13 protein-coding genes are annotated in these 16485 nt (G+C 38.7%); 2 read left to right on the top strand and 11 right to left on the bottom strand.

What is annotated here, in order from left to right; translation table 11 throughout:
* Nucleotides 1-690: 690 nt before the first annotated feature.
* The 9 genes from E2K98_RS31320 to kdpF all read right to left on the bottom strand — a co-directional run bounded on the left by E2K98_RS31320 (nucleotide 691) and on the right by kdpF (nucleotide 12054).
* Nucleotides 691-849, bottom strand: coding sequence for a hypothetical protein (locus tag E2K98_RS31320; RefSeq protein ID WP_165976419.1), 159 nt, complete (start codon nucleotides 847-849; stop codon nucleotides 691-693).
* 29 nt (nucleotides 850-878) lie between these two features.
* The gene (locus E2K98_RS28465) at nucleotides 879-1160 is read right to left on the bottom strand and encodes a hypothetical protein (RefSeq protein WP_133340144.1); all 282 of its coding nucleotides are present in this window, start codon (nucleotides 1158-1160) and stop codon (nucleotides 879-881) included.
* Between the two features lie 341 nt (nucleotides 1161-1501).
* The gene (locus E2K98_RS28460; RefSeq protein WP_133340142.1) at nucleotides 1502-2197 is read right to left on the bottom strand and encodes a response regulator; all 696 of its coding nucleotides are present in this window, start codon (nucleotides 2195-2197) and stop codon (nucleotides 1502-1504) included.
* Complete coding sequence (locus tag E2K98_RS28455; RefSeq protein ID WP_133340140.1) at nucleotides 2194-4899, bottom strand: sensor histidine kinase; 2706 nt, start codon at nucleotides 4897-4899, stop codon at nucleotides 2194-2196. Before E2K98_RS28455 ends, E2K98_RS28460 begins: the two co-directional genes overlap by 4 nt.
* 299 nt (nucleotides 4900-5198) lie before the next feature.
* Nucleotides 5199-7556 carry a universal stress protein gene (locus E2K98_RS28450; protein ID WP_235824961.1) on the bottom strand — a complete coding sequence of 786 codons (2358 nt, stop codon included), beginning with the start codon at nucleotides 7554-7556 and terminating at the stop codon, nucleotides 5199-5201.
* Nucleotides 7557-7614: 58 nt separating this feature from the next.
* Nucleotides 7615-8175, bottom strand: a complete 561-nt coding sequence (kdpC, locus tag E2K98_RS28445; protein WP_133340136.1) for a potassium-transporting ATPase subunit KdpC — start codon at nucleotides 8173-8175, stop codon at nucleotides 7615-7617.
* Nucleotides 8176-8200: 25 nt separating this feature from the next.
* Nucleotides 8201-10246, bottom strand: a complete 2046-nt coding sequence (kdpB, locus tag E2K98_RS28440; RefSeq protein WP_372512690.1) for a potassium-transporting ATPase subunit KdpB — start codon at nucleotides 10244-10246, stop codon at nucleotides 8201-8203.
* Between the two features lie 9 nt (nucleotides 10247-10255).
* Nucleotides 10256-11935: a potassium-transporting ATPase subunit KdpA gene (kdpA, locus tag E2K98_RS28435; RefSeq protein ID WP_133340134.1), complete on the bottom strand. Its 1680-nt coding sequence runs from the start codon at nucleotides 11933-11935 to the stop codon at nucleotides 10256-10258.
* Between the two features lie 41 nt (nucleotides 11936-11976).
* Nucleotides 11977-12054, bottom strand: a complete 78-nt coding sequence (kdpF, locus tag E2K98_RS32465; RefSeq protein ID WP_133340146.1) for a K(+)-transporting ATPase subunit F — start codon at nucleotides 12052-12054, stop codon at nucleotides 11977-11979.
* Between the two features lie 1279 nt (nucleotides 12055-13333).
* On the opposite strand from kdpF, the gene E2K98_RS28425 reads away from it, so the two are divergent.
* Nucleotides 13334-13573, top strand: a complete 240-nt coding sequence (locus E2K98_RS28425; protein WP_133340132.1) for a hypothetical protein — start codon at nucleotides 13334-13336, stop codon at nucleotides 13571-13573.
* Nucleotides 13574-13802: 229 nt separating this feature from the next.
* Here the strand turns inward: E2K98_RS28425 and E2K98_RS28420 are convergent, their stop codons facing one another.
* Nucleotides 13803-13961 (bottom strand): YjcZ family sporulation protein, encoded by a 159-nt coding sequence (locus E2K98_RS28420; RefSeq protein WP_133340130.1) that lies wholly within the window; start codon nucleotides 13959-13961, stop codon nucleotides 13803-13805.
* A gap of 36 nt (nucleotides 13962-13997) precedes the next feature.
* A complete protein-coding gene (locus tag E2K98_RS28415; RefSeq protein WP_133340128.1) occupies nucleotides 13998-14105 on the bottom strand; it encodes a YjcZ family sporulation protein in 108 nt (35 codons plus the stop codon).
* Between the two features lie 939 nt (nucleotides 14106-15044).
* Here E2K98_RS28415 and E2K98_RS28410 point away from each other — a divergent pair.
* Complete coding sequence (locus E2K98_RS28410) at nucleotides 15045-16145, top strand: GerAB/ArcD/ProY family transporter (RefSeq protein WP_133340126.1); 1101 nt, start codon at nucleotides 15045-15047, stop codon at nucleotides 16143-16145.
* Nucleotides 16146-16485: the final 340 nt, after the last annotated feature.

Genomic DNA, 16485 nt, shown 5'->3' with positions numbered 1-16485 from the left:
TCAGTTCGAGAATTTGCCTCCAGCTTCCTTCAGATTCCACCTCACGGTGGACACCCTTGCTATTGGCTAACAGTTCCTACTGCCAAGCCTGTAGTGGACTTTCACCACCAAGTTATCGCCCATGCCGGGCGCACATAAGAAAACGGGATTGCCGCAGCATCCCGTCTTTTACATAAGCACCCGTTAGCCCCCCATGAAGCGCAAAAACCGGCGCTTCACCACAGAGAATGAAAATGGATCAGGTAGTCTATACTGATTTAATGCTGGCGAAGAAAGTCTTTGAACTATGGTGCTTTTGGGCCCATCCGTTAGTCTGACTCCAACGACCACGGTGTACCTCCGACTGTCGCGCCCATTTAGGGGTAGCACTTATGGGAGATTAATCCTTTTTCTGGTTGTTGCGCCAGCCTTCCTATTATTATTTTTTATGTAGAAGGGTATTACTATTTCGTTTTACCAGCCAACCTTATACTCTTTCATTCAAGAGGCTCAGCTTTTTTTTTAAAACTGGCTTTTCTGGGTCTATTTTTTCATGCCCTTTTTTCAGTTTTTATTTCATGGGAGTTTAAGTACAGTATTTCACAATCCTCTTCAAAAAAAACGCTACCGTTCGTTGGATCTATAATGACTATTCCAAAGACCGTGCAATCTCTAACATCTTCTCCATTTGTATCGTTGAACTATATCATTCTAATACGTTCCTTCTTGTGTCCACTGAAGTAAACCACCAGTTACAATTTCTCCTTTAAAGTCAACTTCACCATCATTTCCCCATTTTATTAAATTGCCTTTATACCCATTTATGGTTACTGTCTTAGCATTTGGGTTATTCTCTTCAATTTGTTTCATTGAACCCTTCATTTGTTCAATACAAATCATCATTTTTTCATCGTTTTTTCCATATAATGCAATCTAAAGTTGGTAAAATTGGTCTTTGCTTCCCAAGGGTAAGTTTTGATTTCTAATGTCCAATCATCAGGTACATTTTTAGGTACAAGCACATTAAAATCGACGTGGTGTTTAATTTCGGGAATAGTCAAACTGTTATGGTTATATTTGATTTCTTTTCCTTGAAGTGGCGTTTCAAGGGCTTTAGAGAAATTTGGAGAGACAAGAAAAATAGAGCAAAAAAGAATTACAATCCTCAATTGTTTTTTCATAAGATGGCCAATAAAAAACAACGGTTGAAATCGTAATAGACAAGGCGATATACTATACTAATTTATTGTGTTGTGCGTGAAGCTCAGCCATTCTCATAGGTCTACCAATTTATGCACGTTTAACGCTATTGTAATTTGAAATAGAAAACCAAATTCCTAAAAGACATAGAAATCCTAAACACATTTCAATAACATGGGCAGGGTGAGTAATTTCTTTACTCCTTTTTACAAAATAAAACACTAAGGTTATCTTAGTGTTTTACTAGACAGAATATGTATCCAAAATATCAATTTACTTGTATTTTTAATTTGTGAATTTGTTAGTTATTATTTCATCAAAATTAAGTATTTATCATAAATCGATAACCAATTCCTGGTTCTGTAATGATAAAGTTCGGCCTGGCGGAATCATTTTCGATCTTTTTTCGCAAATGCCCGATATATACACGTAAATAATGACTATCAGTATCATATTGATGCCCCCCCCAAACCTGCTGAAGCAATTGTTTATGAGTCATAACACGTCCAGCATTCGTAGCAAGTATTTTCAAAAGTTCATATTCCGTTGGGGTCAGTTTAATTTTCTCGCCATCTAATTCAACAGTTCGTCCAGGTAAATCAATAACAAGCCTTCCAAAATCCAAGATAGGTTCATCCTGTGATTTGGCATTATGTCTTAATGCAACCCGAATCCGAGCAAGGAGTTCACCCATTCCAAACGGTTTGGTCACATAATCATCCGCTCCACTATCTAGTGCAGTAATCTTATCTTCTTCCCGGTCCTTTGCCGTCAGAACAACAATTGGTATTTGGGTCCATTCGCGAATGCGGTGAAGAACTTCCATACCAGGGATATCAGGTAATCCTAAATCCAATACAATAAGATCCGGGCGAACTATTGTCGTTTTAAGAATTCCTTCTTCCCCCGATGATGCCGCGACAATTTCAAACCCTTGGGCTTGCAACGTAACACGTAATAACTTTTGAATCTGGGGTTCATCATCGATAACCAGTATTTTTGCACCAGAACTCGTCATGATGTTTTAACACCTTCTTCCTGTAGATTTTCATTTCGCAATAAGGGTGGATCAAACAAAGGAATAGAAATCGTGATGATTGTTCCTTTTGGACTATTTTCTGTTGCTCGAATAGTACCCTCATGTGCTTCAATAATCCCTTTACAGATGGCTAGGCCAAGCCCGGTGCCAGGTATATTTCTTGTAGATTCCCCACGGTAAAATTTACTAAATATGCGCCCTAATTCAAGCGGGGGAATTCCTGCCCCTTCATCTCTAATGAAAATTTCAATCACATTTATGTTTTTCTTGGCAGAAAGCACAATTTCGCTGCGATCAGGTGAATACTTAATAGCATTGTTTAATACATTAACTAAAACTTGCTCCAAAAGTACGTCATCCACTTCGATTGGGGGAATGGATTCATCGATTGCCAATCGGATAACACGATTTTGAAGTGAGTCTTTTACCTGAGTTAAGGCAACCCCTACAATGTCTTCAAGGTCACACCAATGCTTCCGTAAGCGTAACATCCCACTCTCAATCCGAACCATTCCCAATAAATTCGTAACTAAGCGATTCATTCGCATGGCTCCCTCACGAATGGTCGATAGGAGTTCGTGGCGATCATTCGAACTAAACACCGCATCCCCATCTATCAAAGCCGTCACGGAGCCAATAATTGTAGCGAGAGGAGTACGTAATTCGTGAGAGATTGAATCAAGAAGAGCAGTTCGTAACCTTTCGGATTCAGCAGTTAAATGGACAACCTTTGCTTCCTCTTGAAGTTTTATCCGAGCAATTGCCATTGCGGAGAGGCTTGTAAGAGCTTCAATTAACTGCATTCGGTCAGGAGTTACGACTAAATCCTGATTTTTTAAATGGACAGCCAACACACCATGTATTTGGTCTTCCGTTTTCAGCGGGAGATATAAGTCAGGTGAATCACGTAAGTTATGTGTTCCATTGCCCGCTATCTCCCCATTCCGATATACCCACTTTACTATGACCATAGCTGGTTCTCGCTGACCCCAGTTCAAATCTCCACTCGAAAATTCTGTTAATCGTAACTCACCTGTTTCCGAAGGTAAATAAATCGCTACTTGGGCACCAATGGTTTCAGAAATTTGCCTATCCATACTTTTGAGCGCTGCGCTCAAATCAGTAACTGCCGTCATTTGACGACTTAACGCATACAATGTTGAAGTGATTGCTTCCCGCTGTCTAACCTCAAGCAATTGGTGTCTTAATCTGGATGCTAGACTTGCCGTAAGAGTTGCAACGACCAAAAACACAGCAAAAGAAATCAAATAACGTAAATCGGACACCGTTAAACTATACACTGGAGGAACGAAAAAATAATCGAAAGCAAGAACCCCAATCCCAGCAGCATAGAATGAAGGTCCAATCCCCCAACGAACTGACCCAAAGAGAACGGGAAACAAGTAAAGAAGCGCAATGTTTACCAAATCAAATGATAGACCAAATATTCTTAAAAGTATGGTAAGCAAAACTACAGATGCTGTAATGATAAAATATGGACTCCATTTCAAATTCTCTCTTGAAACAGTAACATGCCTTATGTCGTTATATCTCTCAACCTGCCCCGGTATGATATGCACACTAATTTCATGACTATTTCGAATGACTTGATTTACAACAGAACCGTGCATCCACTCCCAAATACGGGAATACCTTGGCTTGCCAATCACAATTTGTTTTACATTCTGGCTGCGAGCTAGCTCCAAGATCTCCTCAGCTACACTGTTTCCGATTATAGTCCTTACGGTTGCACCCAGTTCTTCTGCCAATTGAAGATTACTTGAAAGTGCTAAACGTTCTTGCTCACTCTTTGGAAGCCTGCGAGGTGTTTCAACATAAACAGCGATCCACTCCGCTTTAAGGCTGGTCGCCATTTGCCGAGCCATTCGAATGAGCTGTTTTGAAAAAGGGCTGGCACTAACACAGACCATAACTTTTTCCGAAACTGGCCATGGACCAGGGATTTTATTCGAATGCATGTATTCATCTAACTGTTGATCAACCTGCCCCGCAGCATAGCGAAGTGCCATTTCTCGAAGTGCAATGATATTTCCAAGACGAAAGAATTTACGGGCATCTATGTTTTTTGAAATGGTCCGGATTTTTCCTTCTTGGAATCTCCGTAAGATTTCATCTGAGGGACTGTCCACCAAACGAATTTGGCTTGCATGTTCGAGGAATTTATCTGGTACAGTTTCATTCACTTCCATACCGATAATTTTAGAAACAATGTCTTTTAAACTTTCTACCTCGTAAATATTTATCGTAGTATAAACATCGATACCAGCCATCAGAATCGCTTCCACATCTCGATAACGTTTTGCACGCGGTGAACCGGGCGCATTGGAATGTGCCAATTCATCAATGAGTACAAGTTGTGGGTGGCGATTTAAAATTTCTTCAATATCCATTTCAAAAAAATGGTGTTCTTCATCTTGAATAAGGCGAGGTTTAATATTAGGTAACTCTTTTATTCTCTCCTTATTCTCTTGACGATCGTATTCCTCCAACCAACCAATCAAAACGTATTGTCCCTCTTTCTGCTTGATACAAGCAGCCTCTAACATTGCATAAGTTTTACCGACCCCACTTGATGCACCTAAAAAAACAGTGAGTTCACCGTACTTTTTTTCTGTGGAATGAATCGTTCCTTCACTACTTTCCCATTGTTCATTATCCATCGTTTACCACCTCCCCTATCTTTTAAATTGAACTCATTTATAATTTACTATAGGTAATCACTTAAAAATGTTAACCTAAAACAATAACCGCCCTGATACCTCCATTTAGCACCAAACCATCGATATTTTAGGGTATAAATATCTAAATATCCCTTCTCGCAACAGAAATATAATGTATCTTGATCAGTATTCATCTTATCATCAGTCCCTTGAATTTGCTACGACATGTAAATTACAAACTGTGCATTCCAAGACACGATTCACTTGATTACTTTCCATTTTAAAATGCAAACCTTTTTCTATTCTTTATATTTATGAGGTTCTGATATTTGGTCAGCCACAATTAGTACATCCATATGGCGTACTTCTCTTAACAACCGTTGCGTAACAGACCCCTTTTTGATTTCCTCCCAACGGGTACGGGCTGATTGACCTATTATAACTTGAGTCGCATTTTTCTCATTCATTTGCTTTACCAATTCTCGAAAGATATTACGTGGATTGCCTGTTTCGTATTGTTCAAATATCCCACCGAGCCGTTCTGTCAGTTGTCGAATTTTATTTAATGTTTCCTTCTCCTGGTCGGTTAAAGGGTGATGGTCTTTAACATAAGCCACGTACCAGAGAGCCTTTAATCGATAAGCAATCCGGAATCCTCTGCGTATTAACCTTTCACTATCGTTCCGCAGATTTGTACATACAAAAATCACTTCTTCTTTTCTCCAAGGTCCTCTTAATGTCCGTTTTCTCTCCCATGCCTCAAGCCGTTCATCCACATCATCTGCCACTTCCCGTAACGCTAATTCTCGAAGGGCGATAAGATTTCCGGTTTTAAAGAAATTGTTCAATGCTTGTTCCACTTTTGCAGGAGCATAAATTCTTCCTTCCTTCATTCGTTCCCTTAGCGCTTTTGGAGAGATATCAATTAATTCGATTTCATTAGCCTTTCGCAAGATATGGTCAGGGACGGTTTCCCTAACTCTCACGCCTGTTATTTGCTCCACACTATCATTGAGACTTTCTAAATGTTGAATATTCATCGTGGAAATGACCGAGATGCCTGCATTTAAGAGCACCTCCACATCCTCGTATCTTTTGTGGTACTTGCTTCCAGGCACATTTGTATGGGCTAACTCATCGACTAAAACTACTTCTGGATTACGTTTAATAATTGCAGTAGTATCCATTTCCTCAAGTGTAGTTCCTTTATATATAATCTTTTTTCGAGGAATGATTTCTAAAGAACCAATTTGTTCAAACGTCTCTTTCCGCCCATGGGTTTCTAGGAATCCAATGACGATATCGATTCCTTTTTTCTTCAGTTCGTTCGCTTCCCGGAGCATCGTATACGTTTTCCCCACTCCAGGTGCTGCACCAATATATACTTTTAATGTTCCCCGATTTATTTGATTAATCTTGTTTTCCAGTTCTCCAAGAGTGAGTCGCCGATAAGGATTATCTTTATCTTTTTGCCTTTGTTTGGTTGGAATGACACGTTCTCCATCCTTTTCTGCTCTGTCGGCAACAATAAATACATCTATATTTTTCGTTTTCCGAAGGATTCTATTAATAATGGATCCGTAAACGATTTCCTCCCACCGTGTTCGTTTCGATTGTCCCATTACAATTCGGGTTACACTGTGTTTCGTTGCATATCGAACAATTTGATCCGCAACCGAATCAGACTCTATAGGAACTTCCTCAAATTCTCCGTCAACTTTCTCCACCAGCTTTATGATTGCGCGCTTAAAGGTTAGTTCATTTTTAGATAATTTCTTGTTAGACGACTGAAAGCAAACAACAAGCAATTCTCCACCTAATCTTTTGGTAATCTGCTGTCCGCGCCTAACCAAAATGGATCCATTCCAATGGTATTGAACGGTCACTAAAATTTTTTCAGAAGCTCCAGAGGGACCAGTCATTCCATGTTTTTCTCGGTAGTCATCAAGGTCATCATTTACTTCGCCTGCTAAATAGCGCAGTGCGAGTTCACGTAGGACAGCAAGATTTCCCCTATGAAATAAGTTATCTCTTGTTCTTTTTTTTTCGTTGAAAGACTCAATATCACCTTCCCGGAGCCTTTGAAGAATTACTTCAGGAGTCACATCCAATAGCTTTACTTCATCAGCAAGGGCAAGTGTATCTTCGGGAACACTGCAATGGACCTGTACTTTACCACCTGTTAATTTACTCGCAATCTCCTTTACATCTTCAAGCTCAAATATATTAACTGTTGTTATGATACTAATTTTCATGTTTAAAAGATAATTGATATCGTCTAAACGAGTAGATCTTGAAGCCTCCGGGCGATTATGATGTGCTAGATTATCCACTAAAACAACTTCTGGATTTCGGGTAATGATTCTATCAACATCCAAGTCATATTTCTCTTGACCATGATCTATCCAATGAATAGAGGGAATAATTTCTAAGTCGCCAATTTGTTCTTTGATTTTTGGACGATTTAAGGTACTAATACTCCCAATAACAACATCAATACCTCGTTTTTTTAAAATATTGCCTTCAAGCAGCATGTGATATGTTTTTCCGGAACCAGGAACAGCACCAAGTATAATTTTCAAATGACCTCTTCGAATTTTTTGAATCGATTCTAAAATTTCCTCAGGTGTTTTTCTGCGAAATTGGTCTTCACCCAAATTTGCCCCTCCTTTCATGCAATAGACAAAGAAGGGAAGAAAAGGCTCTCCCCTTTAATTATTTCAATTGTTGTAATGTGATGTTTAAATCTAAAACATTCACACGTGGCTCACCAAAAATCCCCAATGATCGACCTTTTGTATGTTTATTTATTAGCGCTTGGATTCGATCTTCTGAAACACCTCTTGCTTTTGCAATTCTTTGCACTTGTGCTTTCGCTGCTTCAGGAGATAAATCCGGGTCGAGGCCGGAACCAGACGTAGTGACTAAATCTGCTGGAATTGAATTTCCGATATTAGGATCTTCTTTTTTTACTTGCTTTACGTTGTTTTTAACAGTTTTAACATAATCACTTGATGCAACATCTGCATTTGTCGCAGCAGAAGCTGTTGAATCATATTTTGCAGCCGAAGATCTTGGTTGGAACCATTGCGGTCCTTTAAAACCTTGTGCTAAAAGCACTGATCCTTGTATTTTTCCGTTCAGAGTAACGAGACTTCCTTCTGCTTGCTTGTGAAAAAGCACCTGTGCAACGGCTGTTGTTGCTAAAGGATAGATTAATCCACATAATATCATTAAGGACAAAGAAGCTCGTAGGGCAACTAGGAATGACTTCATTAATATCTCCTCCAGATTTCCTGATTTACGCTAGATGTAGAGCAGCTACAATCAAATCAATGATTTTAATACCGATAAAAGGAACAACGACCCCGCCAAGTCCATAAATAAGAAGGTTTCGTGAAAGCAGTTTATTCGCACTCATCGCTTTATATTTTGCCCCTTTCATCGCAATTGGGATGAGGAGCGGGATGATGATCGCATTAAAAATCAACGCGGACAGAATCGCCGATTTTGGTGATGCCAGCCCCATGATATTAAGAGCTTGCAACTGCGGAATCATCGTAATAAACAGCGCCGGAATGACCGCAAAATATTTAGCTATGTCGTTTGAAATCGAGAAGGTGGTTAATGCTCCCCGTGTTATCAGTAATTGCTTTCCAATTGCGATAACAGATAATAGTTTAGTAGGATCAGAGTCTAAATCAATCATATTGGCTGCTTCTTTTGCAGCCATTGTTCCTGAATTCATCGCTAGTCCTACATCAGCCTGTGCTAAAGCCGGAGCATCATTGGTTCCGTCACCAGTCATCGCAACCAATTTACCTTCATCTTGTTCTTTTTTAATCGCAGCAATTTTATCTTCAGGTTTGGCTTCGGCAATAAAGTCATCAACCCCGGCTTCGGCAGCGATGGTCGCAGCGGTTAACGGATTATCACCCGTACACATGATCGTCTTAATCCCCATACTACGCAGTTCTGCAAAACGTTCCTTCAGCCCTGGTTTCACGGTATCTTTCAGATAGATAACCCCGTATATCGTCTTATCAATGGCAACAGCCAACGGAGTTCCCCCTGCCATGGCGATTTCATCGGCCTTCTTGTCAAGATCTACAGGAACTCTTCCACCTTGGGCAGCGATATATTTCTTGATGGCATCCACTGCGCCTTTTCGGATTTGCGTTCCGTTGTTCAGGTTTAAGCCGGACATTCGGGTTTCTGCTGTAAATTCAATAATTTCTGCTCCTTCGTATTCCTTTTCATCCCAATCGACACCCAGCTTACGGGCTAACTCTACAACAGACCGTCCTTCAGGTGTTTCATCTTTTACGGATGCTTTTAAAGAGGCTAAGGTAACTTCCTGTTCAGAAACATTTGCTACTGGTACAAACTCACTTGCCATCCTATTTCCAAAAGTAATGGTTCCTGTTTTATCAAGAATCATCGTATTGATATCCCCGGCAGCTTCTACTGCTTTACCAGACATCGCCAGCACATTGAATTGAGTTACCCTGTTCATCCCAGCAATCCCAATCGCGGAAAGCAATCCACCGATTGTCGTTGGAATTAAGCAAACTAAAAGAGCAATGAGTGTTGCCACGTCTAAACGAACCTTTAAGTAGTCAGCAATTGGCACCAACGTCATGATGACAAATAAGAAAATGAGTGTTAACACAGCCAAAAGAGTCGTTAAAGCAATTTCATTTGGTGTTTTTTGCCGGGAAGCACCTTCAACTAAAGCAATCATCTTATCAAGAAAAGATTCACCCGGGTCCGTCATGATTTTTACAATAATGAAATCAGAAACAACCCTTGTTCCTCCGGTTACAGACGAGAAATCTCCTCCTGCCTCTTTAATAACAGGGGCAGATTCACCTGTGATGGCAGATTCATCAATCGAAGCCAATCCTTCAATAATTTCTCCATCAGAAGGAATCAATTCACCCGTATCGACTCGAACAATATCACCTTTTCTTAATGAAGTAGATGGAAGCTCTTTATATGAACCATCTTTTTGACGAATCTTCGCCACTGTCTCTGATTTCGTTTTTCGGAGAGTATCAGCTTGGGCTTTCCCCCTACCTTCTGCTAAGGCTTCAGCAAAGTTTGCGAACAGCACCGTAAATAATAGGATAAAAAATACCGCAATATTATACCCACGACCAACTGTACTAGCTGCAAAAATATCAGGTTTAATCGAAAGAATTAGAGTGATGAGCGTCCCCACTTCGACGACAAACATAACGGGATTTTTAATCATCACGAATGGATTTAATTTTTTAAATGAATTAATAATGGCTTGCAGGACCAAATCCTTTGATAGCGTTTTTGTTTGTATTGCCATAATCATACGTCCCCCTTAATGAAACATTCCTAAATGTTCGGCAATTGGACCTAATGCAAGTGCCGGGAAGAACGTTAAAGCACCGATGACCAATATGATCACGACTAAGATCCCAGTGAATAATGATGTATCGGTACGGAACGTTCCCGTAGTGGCTTCAACCATTTTTTTCGTTGCAAAAGAACCTGCGATTGCTAACATTGCAATGATTGAAATAAATCGACCTAACAACATGTCTAGACCAATCATGGTATTATAGAAGTCTGTATTTGCTGTAAGACCGCCAAAAGCCGAACCATTGTTTGCAGCTCCTGATGTAAAAGCGTATAGAACCTCTGATACCCCATGATTTCCTGGATTTAAAATAGATGAAATCGCTCCAGGAGTAATCAAGGCAATCGCTGTTGGAACAAGAATTATTACCGGGTGTGTAAGCAATGCAATAGAAGCGAGTTTCACTTCTTTAGATTCTATTTTCTTACCTAAAAATTCAGGCGTACGTCCAACCATCAAGCCGCAAATAAATACGGTTAAAATCACATAAAGCAATCCGTTTAGCAGCCCGACCCCTTTACCGCCAAATACGTTGTTTAACATCATTTCTCCAAGTGGAACAAGACCGCCAATCGGAGTTAATGAATCGTGCATATTATTAACAGATCCAGTAGTAGCTGCCGTCGTTACGGCTGTAAACAATGATGACTCGGAAATTCCAAAGCGAACTTCTTTTCCTTCCATATTCCCATGAACACCAAGGGCATTTAATGCTGGTGTACCTTGATATTCAGCAAAAAAGACGACTGATAGAAACAATAAAAACATGATTCCCATTGCTGCGAAAACGGACCAGCCTTGGCGTTTGTTTTTAATCATTACTCCAAATGCATATACTAATGCAGTAGGAAGCAGCAGCATACATAGAATTTCCATCAAGTTTGATAATGGTGTTGGATTTTCAAAAGGATGGGCTGAATTGGTACCAAAATATCCGCCGCCATTTGTTCCAATATGTTTAATAGATTCTAATGATGCAACAGGTCCTCTTGTAATGGTTTGTTTAGCGCCTTCCAGTGTTGTAGCATTAACCGCACCATGCAATGTCTCAGGTGATCCTTGAAATACTAAAAATAAGGCAACAATAAAAGATAATGGCAAGAAAACACGCGTAATGGAACGCACCAAGTCAACGTAATAGTTTCCAAGATTATTTTGTTTCGCCACTAAACCACGAATAAAGGCAATTGCTACTGCAAATCCCGTGGCAGCAGATGTAAACATTGGAAAGGTAATAGCAATCATTTGTGATAAGTACGAAAGTGAATTTTCCCCACTATAGGCTTGCCAGTTTGTATTTGTAATAAATGATGCTGCGGTATTAAACGCCAATGCTGGTGACATATTACCGATCTTATCGGGATTTAACGGCAAAAACTTTTGTGTTCTAAATACGATATACATTAGCATCATCATGATAAAGTTCGTGAGCAGCATGGCAAAAACATATTTTTTCCAGCCCATCGGCTCTCTATCTTTGACTCCAATCATACGGAAAATGAGCCGCTCTCCAGGTCCAAAAATCCGGTCTAAGCCTGTTTTTTCATAATCAAACACTTTTACAAGGTAGGCACCTACCGGTTTTACCAATAAGATGGCAATTACTAAGGTCACTACTACCTGTATTAATCCGTTTGTCATTTCGATGTTCCTCCTACATGTTCATCATTGTTAAATTCATCCTAAAACTTCTCAGGTTTAATTAAGACGTAGGTCAAATAAACAATTAAAGCTACTCCAATGATTCCAGGTATAAGCATACCGATTTCCTCCTCATGCTTTTTCACAAAATAAAGTAAATCCCCAAAAAATAGCAAAGGCTAAAATAAAAAGTGCAATTGATACAAAATCGTTGTTAAACATACCTAACCTCCATCCTCATGTTTTCAACTGTTGAGTGCATCCGATTAATCAACCAGTGGAAATTCTCTTTGTTCGGCTTACTCAAACTTCGGATTAAAGAGATACCTAAGATCAAGATATTTTTCATATACCCCCCTATGGTTCAATCCTTTTCTGTGTATCTGAGTAAATTTACTAAATTCCTCCTTAAACTGATTTAATGATTAGCTTTGTTTAGTATTGATTGACCTCATTGGCATAGATAAATTCTACTTCGGTTTCGCGTAAAAATAGGGTAAAAATTTCCCGCAAAGGTGTAAAAAAAATATAAAAATTCATGTATCCAATTTTCACTTTTTTACATTTTTCGATAAGACAGGACATAAAAAAATAGACCAACCCATACCATTCTTCCATTGATTGGAATGTCTTTTTAGGGCAGTCCATATTTGGTTAGAGGGTTGTCGCTTGTGATACGGTTCCCCACTTTTAATGCTAAACTACATCCTTAACAATCTGGCGTGATTGCTGAATAAACATCAATCTGGACTCTTCGACTATCCTGACATTTAGCACAATAAAGAAAGCTGCCAAAATGGCAGCTAGAACTTCAACTCTTGTACCCTATAGTTTAAGTACAATTCTTCACAATCCCGTAGCATTGAATATTAAGGTGCGTTTTTAGATGCTCTGCTGTTTACACCGTTAGTGCGTGCATGAACAGAACTCCACTACGCAAAATCCAAAATTCAAATTCTGACCTGCAGCCAAAAACTGAATTAGCTCAATAAAATATATAAAAGGTATGAGAATTTATCATGCCTTTATAACCTATTTCTTTAAATGATAAGGTAACAGTGGAAATCGTAATAGGGATGATATACCACTTTGCATCATTCCCAAACTTAACAAGTTCTGTCATTCCCGCTTCTGGCCCATACGCAACGGATGAATAAAGGTCTGCTGAAAGAATCGGCAGTGCGATATACCATTTTAATTTATTGTGCTGGGCAAAAGCTATCCAGAATGACAGCTTTGCTCTTCGGCTCTTGCACTCGATACTTTAATTGAATTTCTTTACAAACTAGGCGAGTTTTTATTTTTACCAAAAATGGACAAGACATAGTCAATTGCACTCTCAACATGTGGCATCTTTACATAATTTATAGCAATTCCCTTAGAAAAGAGGTTTTTGGCATGTACTTCAATTATGAAAATGCTCGTCGTTTCGAAGGTCAATTGATTAAGTTTAAAAATGAACAAGGTGACTGGGTTATCGGCAAGGTTGTTAAAGTAAAAAAGGACGGTTTAGAAATAGCTGAACTAAATTCAAAGCAACCAAATGATGGCTACGGCTTTGGATTTTTCCCTGGGCCATTTTTCGGCAGACCTTTCTTTAGACCGTTTGGTGCCCCGTTTTTCCCATTCTTCTTCTGAGAATCGCTTATAGAGCAACGCCTTCAGGCTTGCTCTTTTTTCATGTCGAATGTTGATTTACCATATATTCAACTGATCACAACAAATCTGAGTCATGAAAATACGCGGTGGTATGTGAGTTACCATAGTGAAGGTAGGATAAAAAGACATAGAAGTAGTCTAGAAGGATGCTCAATCTCTGATAACAAATGAAAAAGCCTTTTTATAAGGCTTTTTTCAAGAGTATAAATTAGTAAAAACATACTGCTCCAACGATAATTAACAGGATGAATAATACTACGATTAAAACGAATGGATTGCCTCCGCAAAAGCCACCTCCGTAGCCAAATCCGGGGGAACAACAACCACCGAATCCACCGCAGCCTCCAAAACCACCGTAACCATCCATAATTACTCCTCCTTTCAAAAAGGTATAGGTTATTTCTTAAACAAAACCACCAACAAATGAAGCTCCTATAATAATAAGAAGGATAAACAAAACAACGAGTAAGGCAAAGCCACCACCAGCGCCTCCGAAACCAACACCATCCATAAACACAACCTCCTTTTCAGCTGATACCTATAAAATATGTAAAATACCAAAAAGTGGTTGGGCACTATCTGCAATTAAGATCCTTCTCCTAGGTTGTCTCCCTGCCCATGCTTAAGTGTAGTTTTTTATTAAGTGGAAAGTATTAATATATACAAAAAAAGCCCTACTAGGGGCTTCTGATGATTGAGACTGTCTTTGACTGGTCTATGTGCTAAGCAATACTATGGCTTTTCGGCTACACTCTAGACTATGCATCAGTTTAACTTGAGTACCCAATCAGTTAAGTTTTATTTGGAGGAATTTTTTTGAACAAACCAAAAATTAATTCGATAAAAAATCAGCCCTTGTCCATTTCATGATCTTGTACATATATTATGATTACCGCCAGCGTAAAACCAACATATTATACATTACCTTCTCGGATATAGAGAACGTTTGCCTCTTTCAAGCAGACGTTTTTTTGCATTTATAGACAAGTTGTATATTTTCCATTATCAATATGATGTTTGTCCAAGAATTCTTGTCCTATGAATTAAGATACATAGTGAGGGTTTTATTTCGAACATTTTAACAGGTAATGATAAGTATGTGCAGATTTGGCTACGGAGGCGGTGTCGGCGGTGGCAGTCCCTATTTCATATCTACTCCCAAGCCTTTATCATAAAATTTCACCCACCTATATAGGTGACCCATTATACTGCAGCATGATTCATAATTATTCCATATAAGGAAAAGATAAATATAGACATACTTATTAAGATTTACCTTCCTTAACTCCTTTTTTAATCTATACACCGTGAATGGTGGACCTTAAGATTACTCTTAATGAAGCGATCAACATCAATGATTATAAGCTTCAATGGTATAAAATCCTAATATGATATTTAACATGAGTAAAAAGCAAAAAAGTGATTGACATAAGAACCGGAGGAAGGGTTAATGGAACAAATAGTGCCTGAAAAAGCAAAAATATCGCCTTTTTTAGTTTTTTTTCTGATCCATAAGATGCAGGTTGGCGTAGGGGTTCTTGGCTTCCAGCGTATTATCGCATTAACTGCAGGATACGATGCATGGATTTCCGTTATCATTTCCGGTTTAAGTATCCATATCATTCTATGGATGATGTATAAAATCGCCGAAACAGCAGATGGAGATATAATGAAAGCTCATACCGTCATATTTGGAAATAAAATGGGCAAACTCATATCCCTGCCATTTGTTATCTATTATCTTGTTAGCGCTGTCACTGTACTTAGTAATTTTATAAGAGTCATTCAAGTGTGGATGTTTCCGGATTTAAGTACATTTTGGTATTCTCTAGCTTTTTGTTGCTTAGCTACTTATATCGTCTTTGGAGGGATTAGAACCATAGCAGGTGTGGCGTTTTTTGGATTTGTTCTTCCCGCTTATTTAGCTTTCACTTTTTTATTTACGATACCTTATGCGGATTTCAGGAACCTCCTTCCAATTTTTGACCACTCAATAAAGGATCTGGTTAAAGCATCTTATCATATGTCCTTTACCTATTCTGGCTATTTGATACTTTTGTTTATTTATCCATTTATCAAAGAACCGAAAAAATCAAAAAAATGGGCTCATCTGGCTGTCCTTATTGCTATGATTGCCTATACATTTCTTGCGATTTTAACCTTTGCTTATTATTCTGAAGGACAGTTGCAAAAAAACATATGGCCAACCTTAACGATGTGGAAAATAGTAGAGATGCCTTTCGTTGAGAGATTTGAATTCATTGGTATTGCCACTTGGACTATTGTCCTTCTTCCTAATTTTTGTATTTCCTTTTGGTGTACCAGCCGTATTATAAAGAAGGTGACCAACTTGAAGCAAAAATATGGGGTTCTTTTGATATTTATGCTTGTATTAATTATCATTTATTTTTTAAAGACAGGGCAACAAATTTATACGTTAACTACCTATATAGGGGAAATAGGATTTATTATAGATTATGGATACATTCCTATACTCTTTTTTCTACTAATGATTGTGAAGAGAGTAAAGAAAAAATATATAACATCATGATACCTATTTTCACATGGGAAAAATAAAAAAACTTCCACACCATTTTACGTCACTCTTGAAAAAGGTTTACCCAGCAGTGATTATGATAACTGACACATGTTCCAGTCTTGAAAGCTAATATGCTCTTGTTTTACCAGGGGCATCATTGAACAGCTTGTTTCAATTGTTATTTAACAAACCTGCCCGTTAGCACAATAGAGTAGGAGGGGAAATTTAATCCCCGACCTCTCACACCACCGTACGTACGGTTCCGTATACGGCGGTTCAATCTTTTAAGTATCGTAACTCATAAAGTTGGGATATATCTTTTAATCCCCATTTTGTGAGTTTTTCTTTTGTT

This window comes from Bacillus salipaludis, assembly GCF_004358205.1.
Note: the sequence above shows the minus strand (reverse complement) of the source record. Positions and strands in the feature narration are given on the sequence as shown.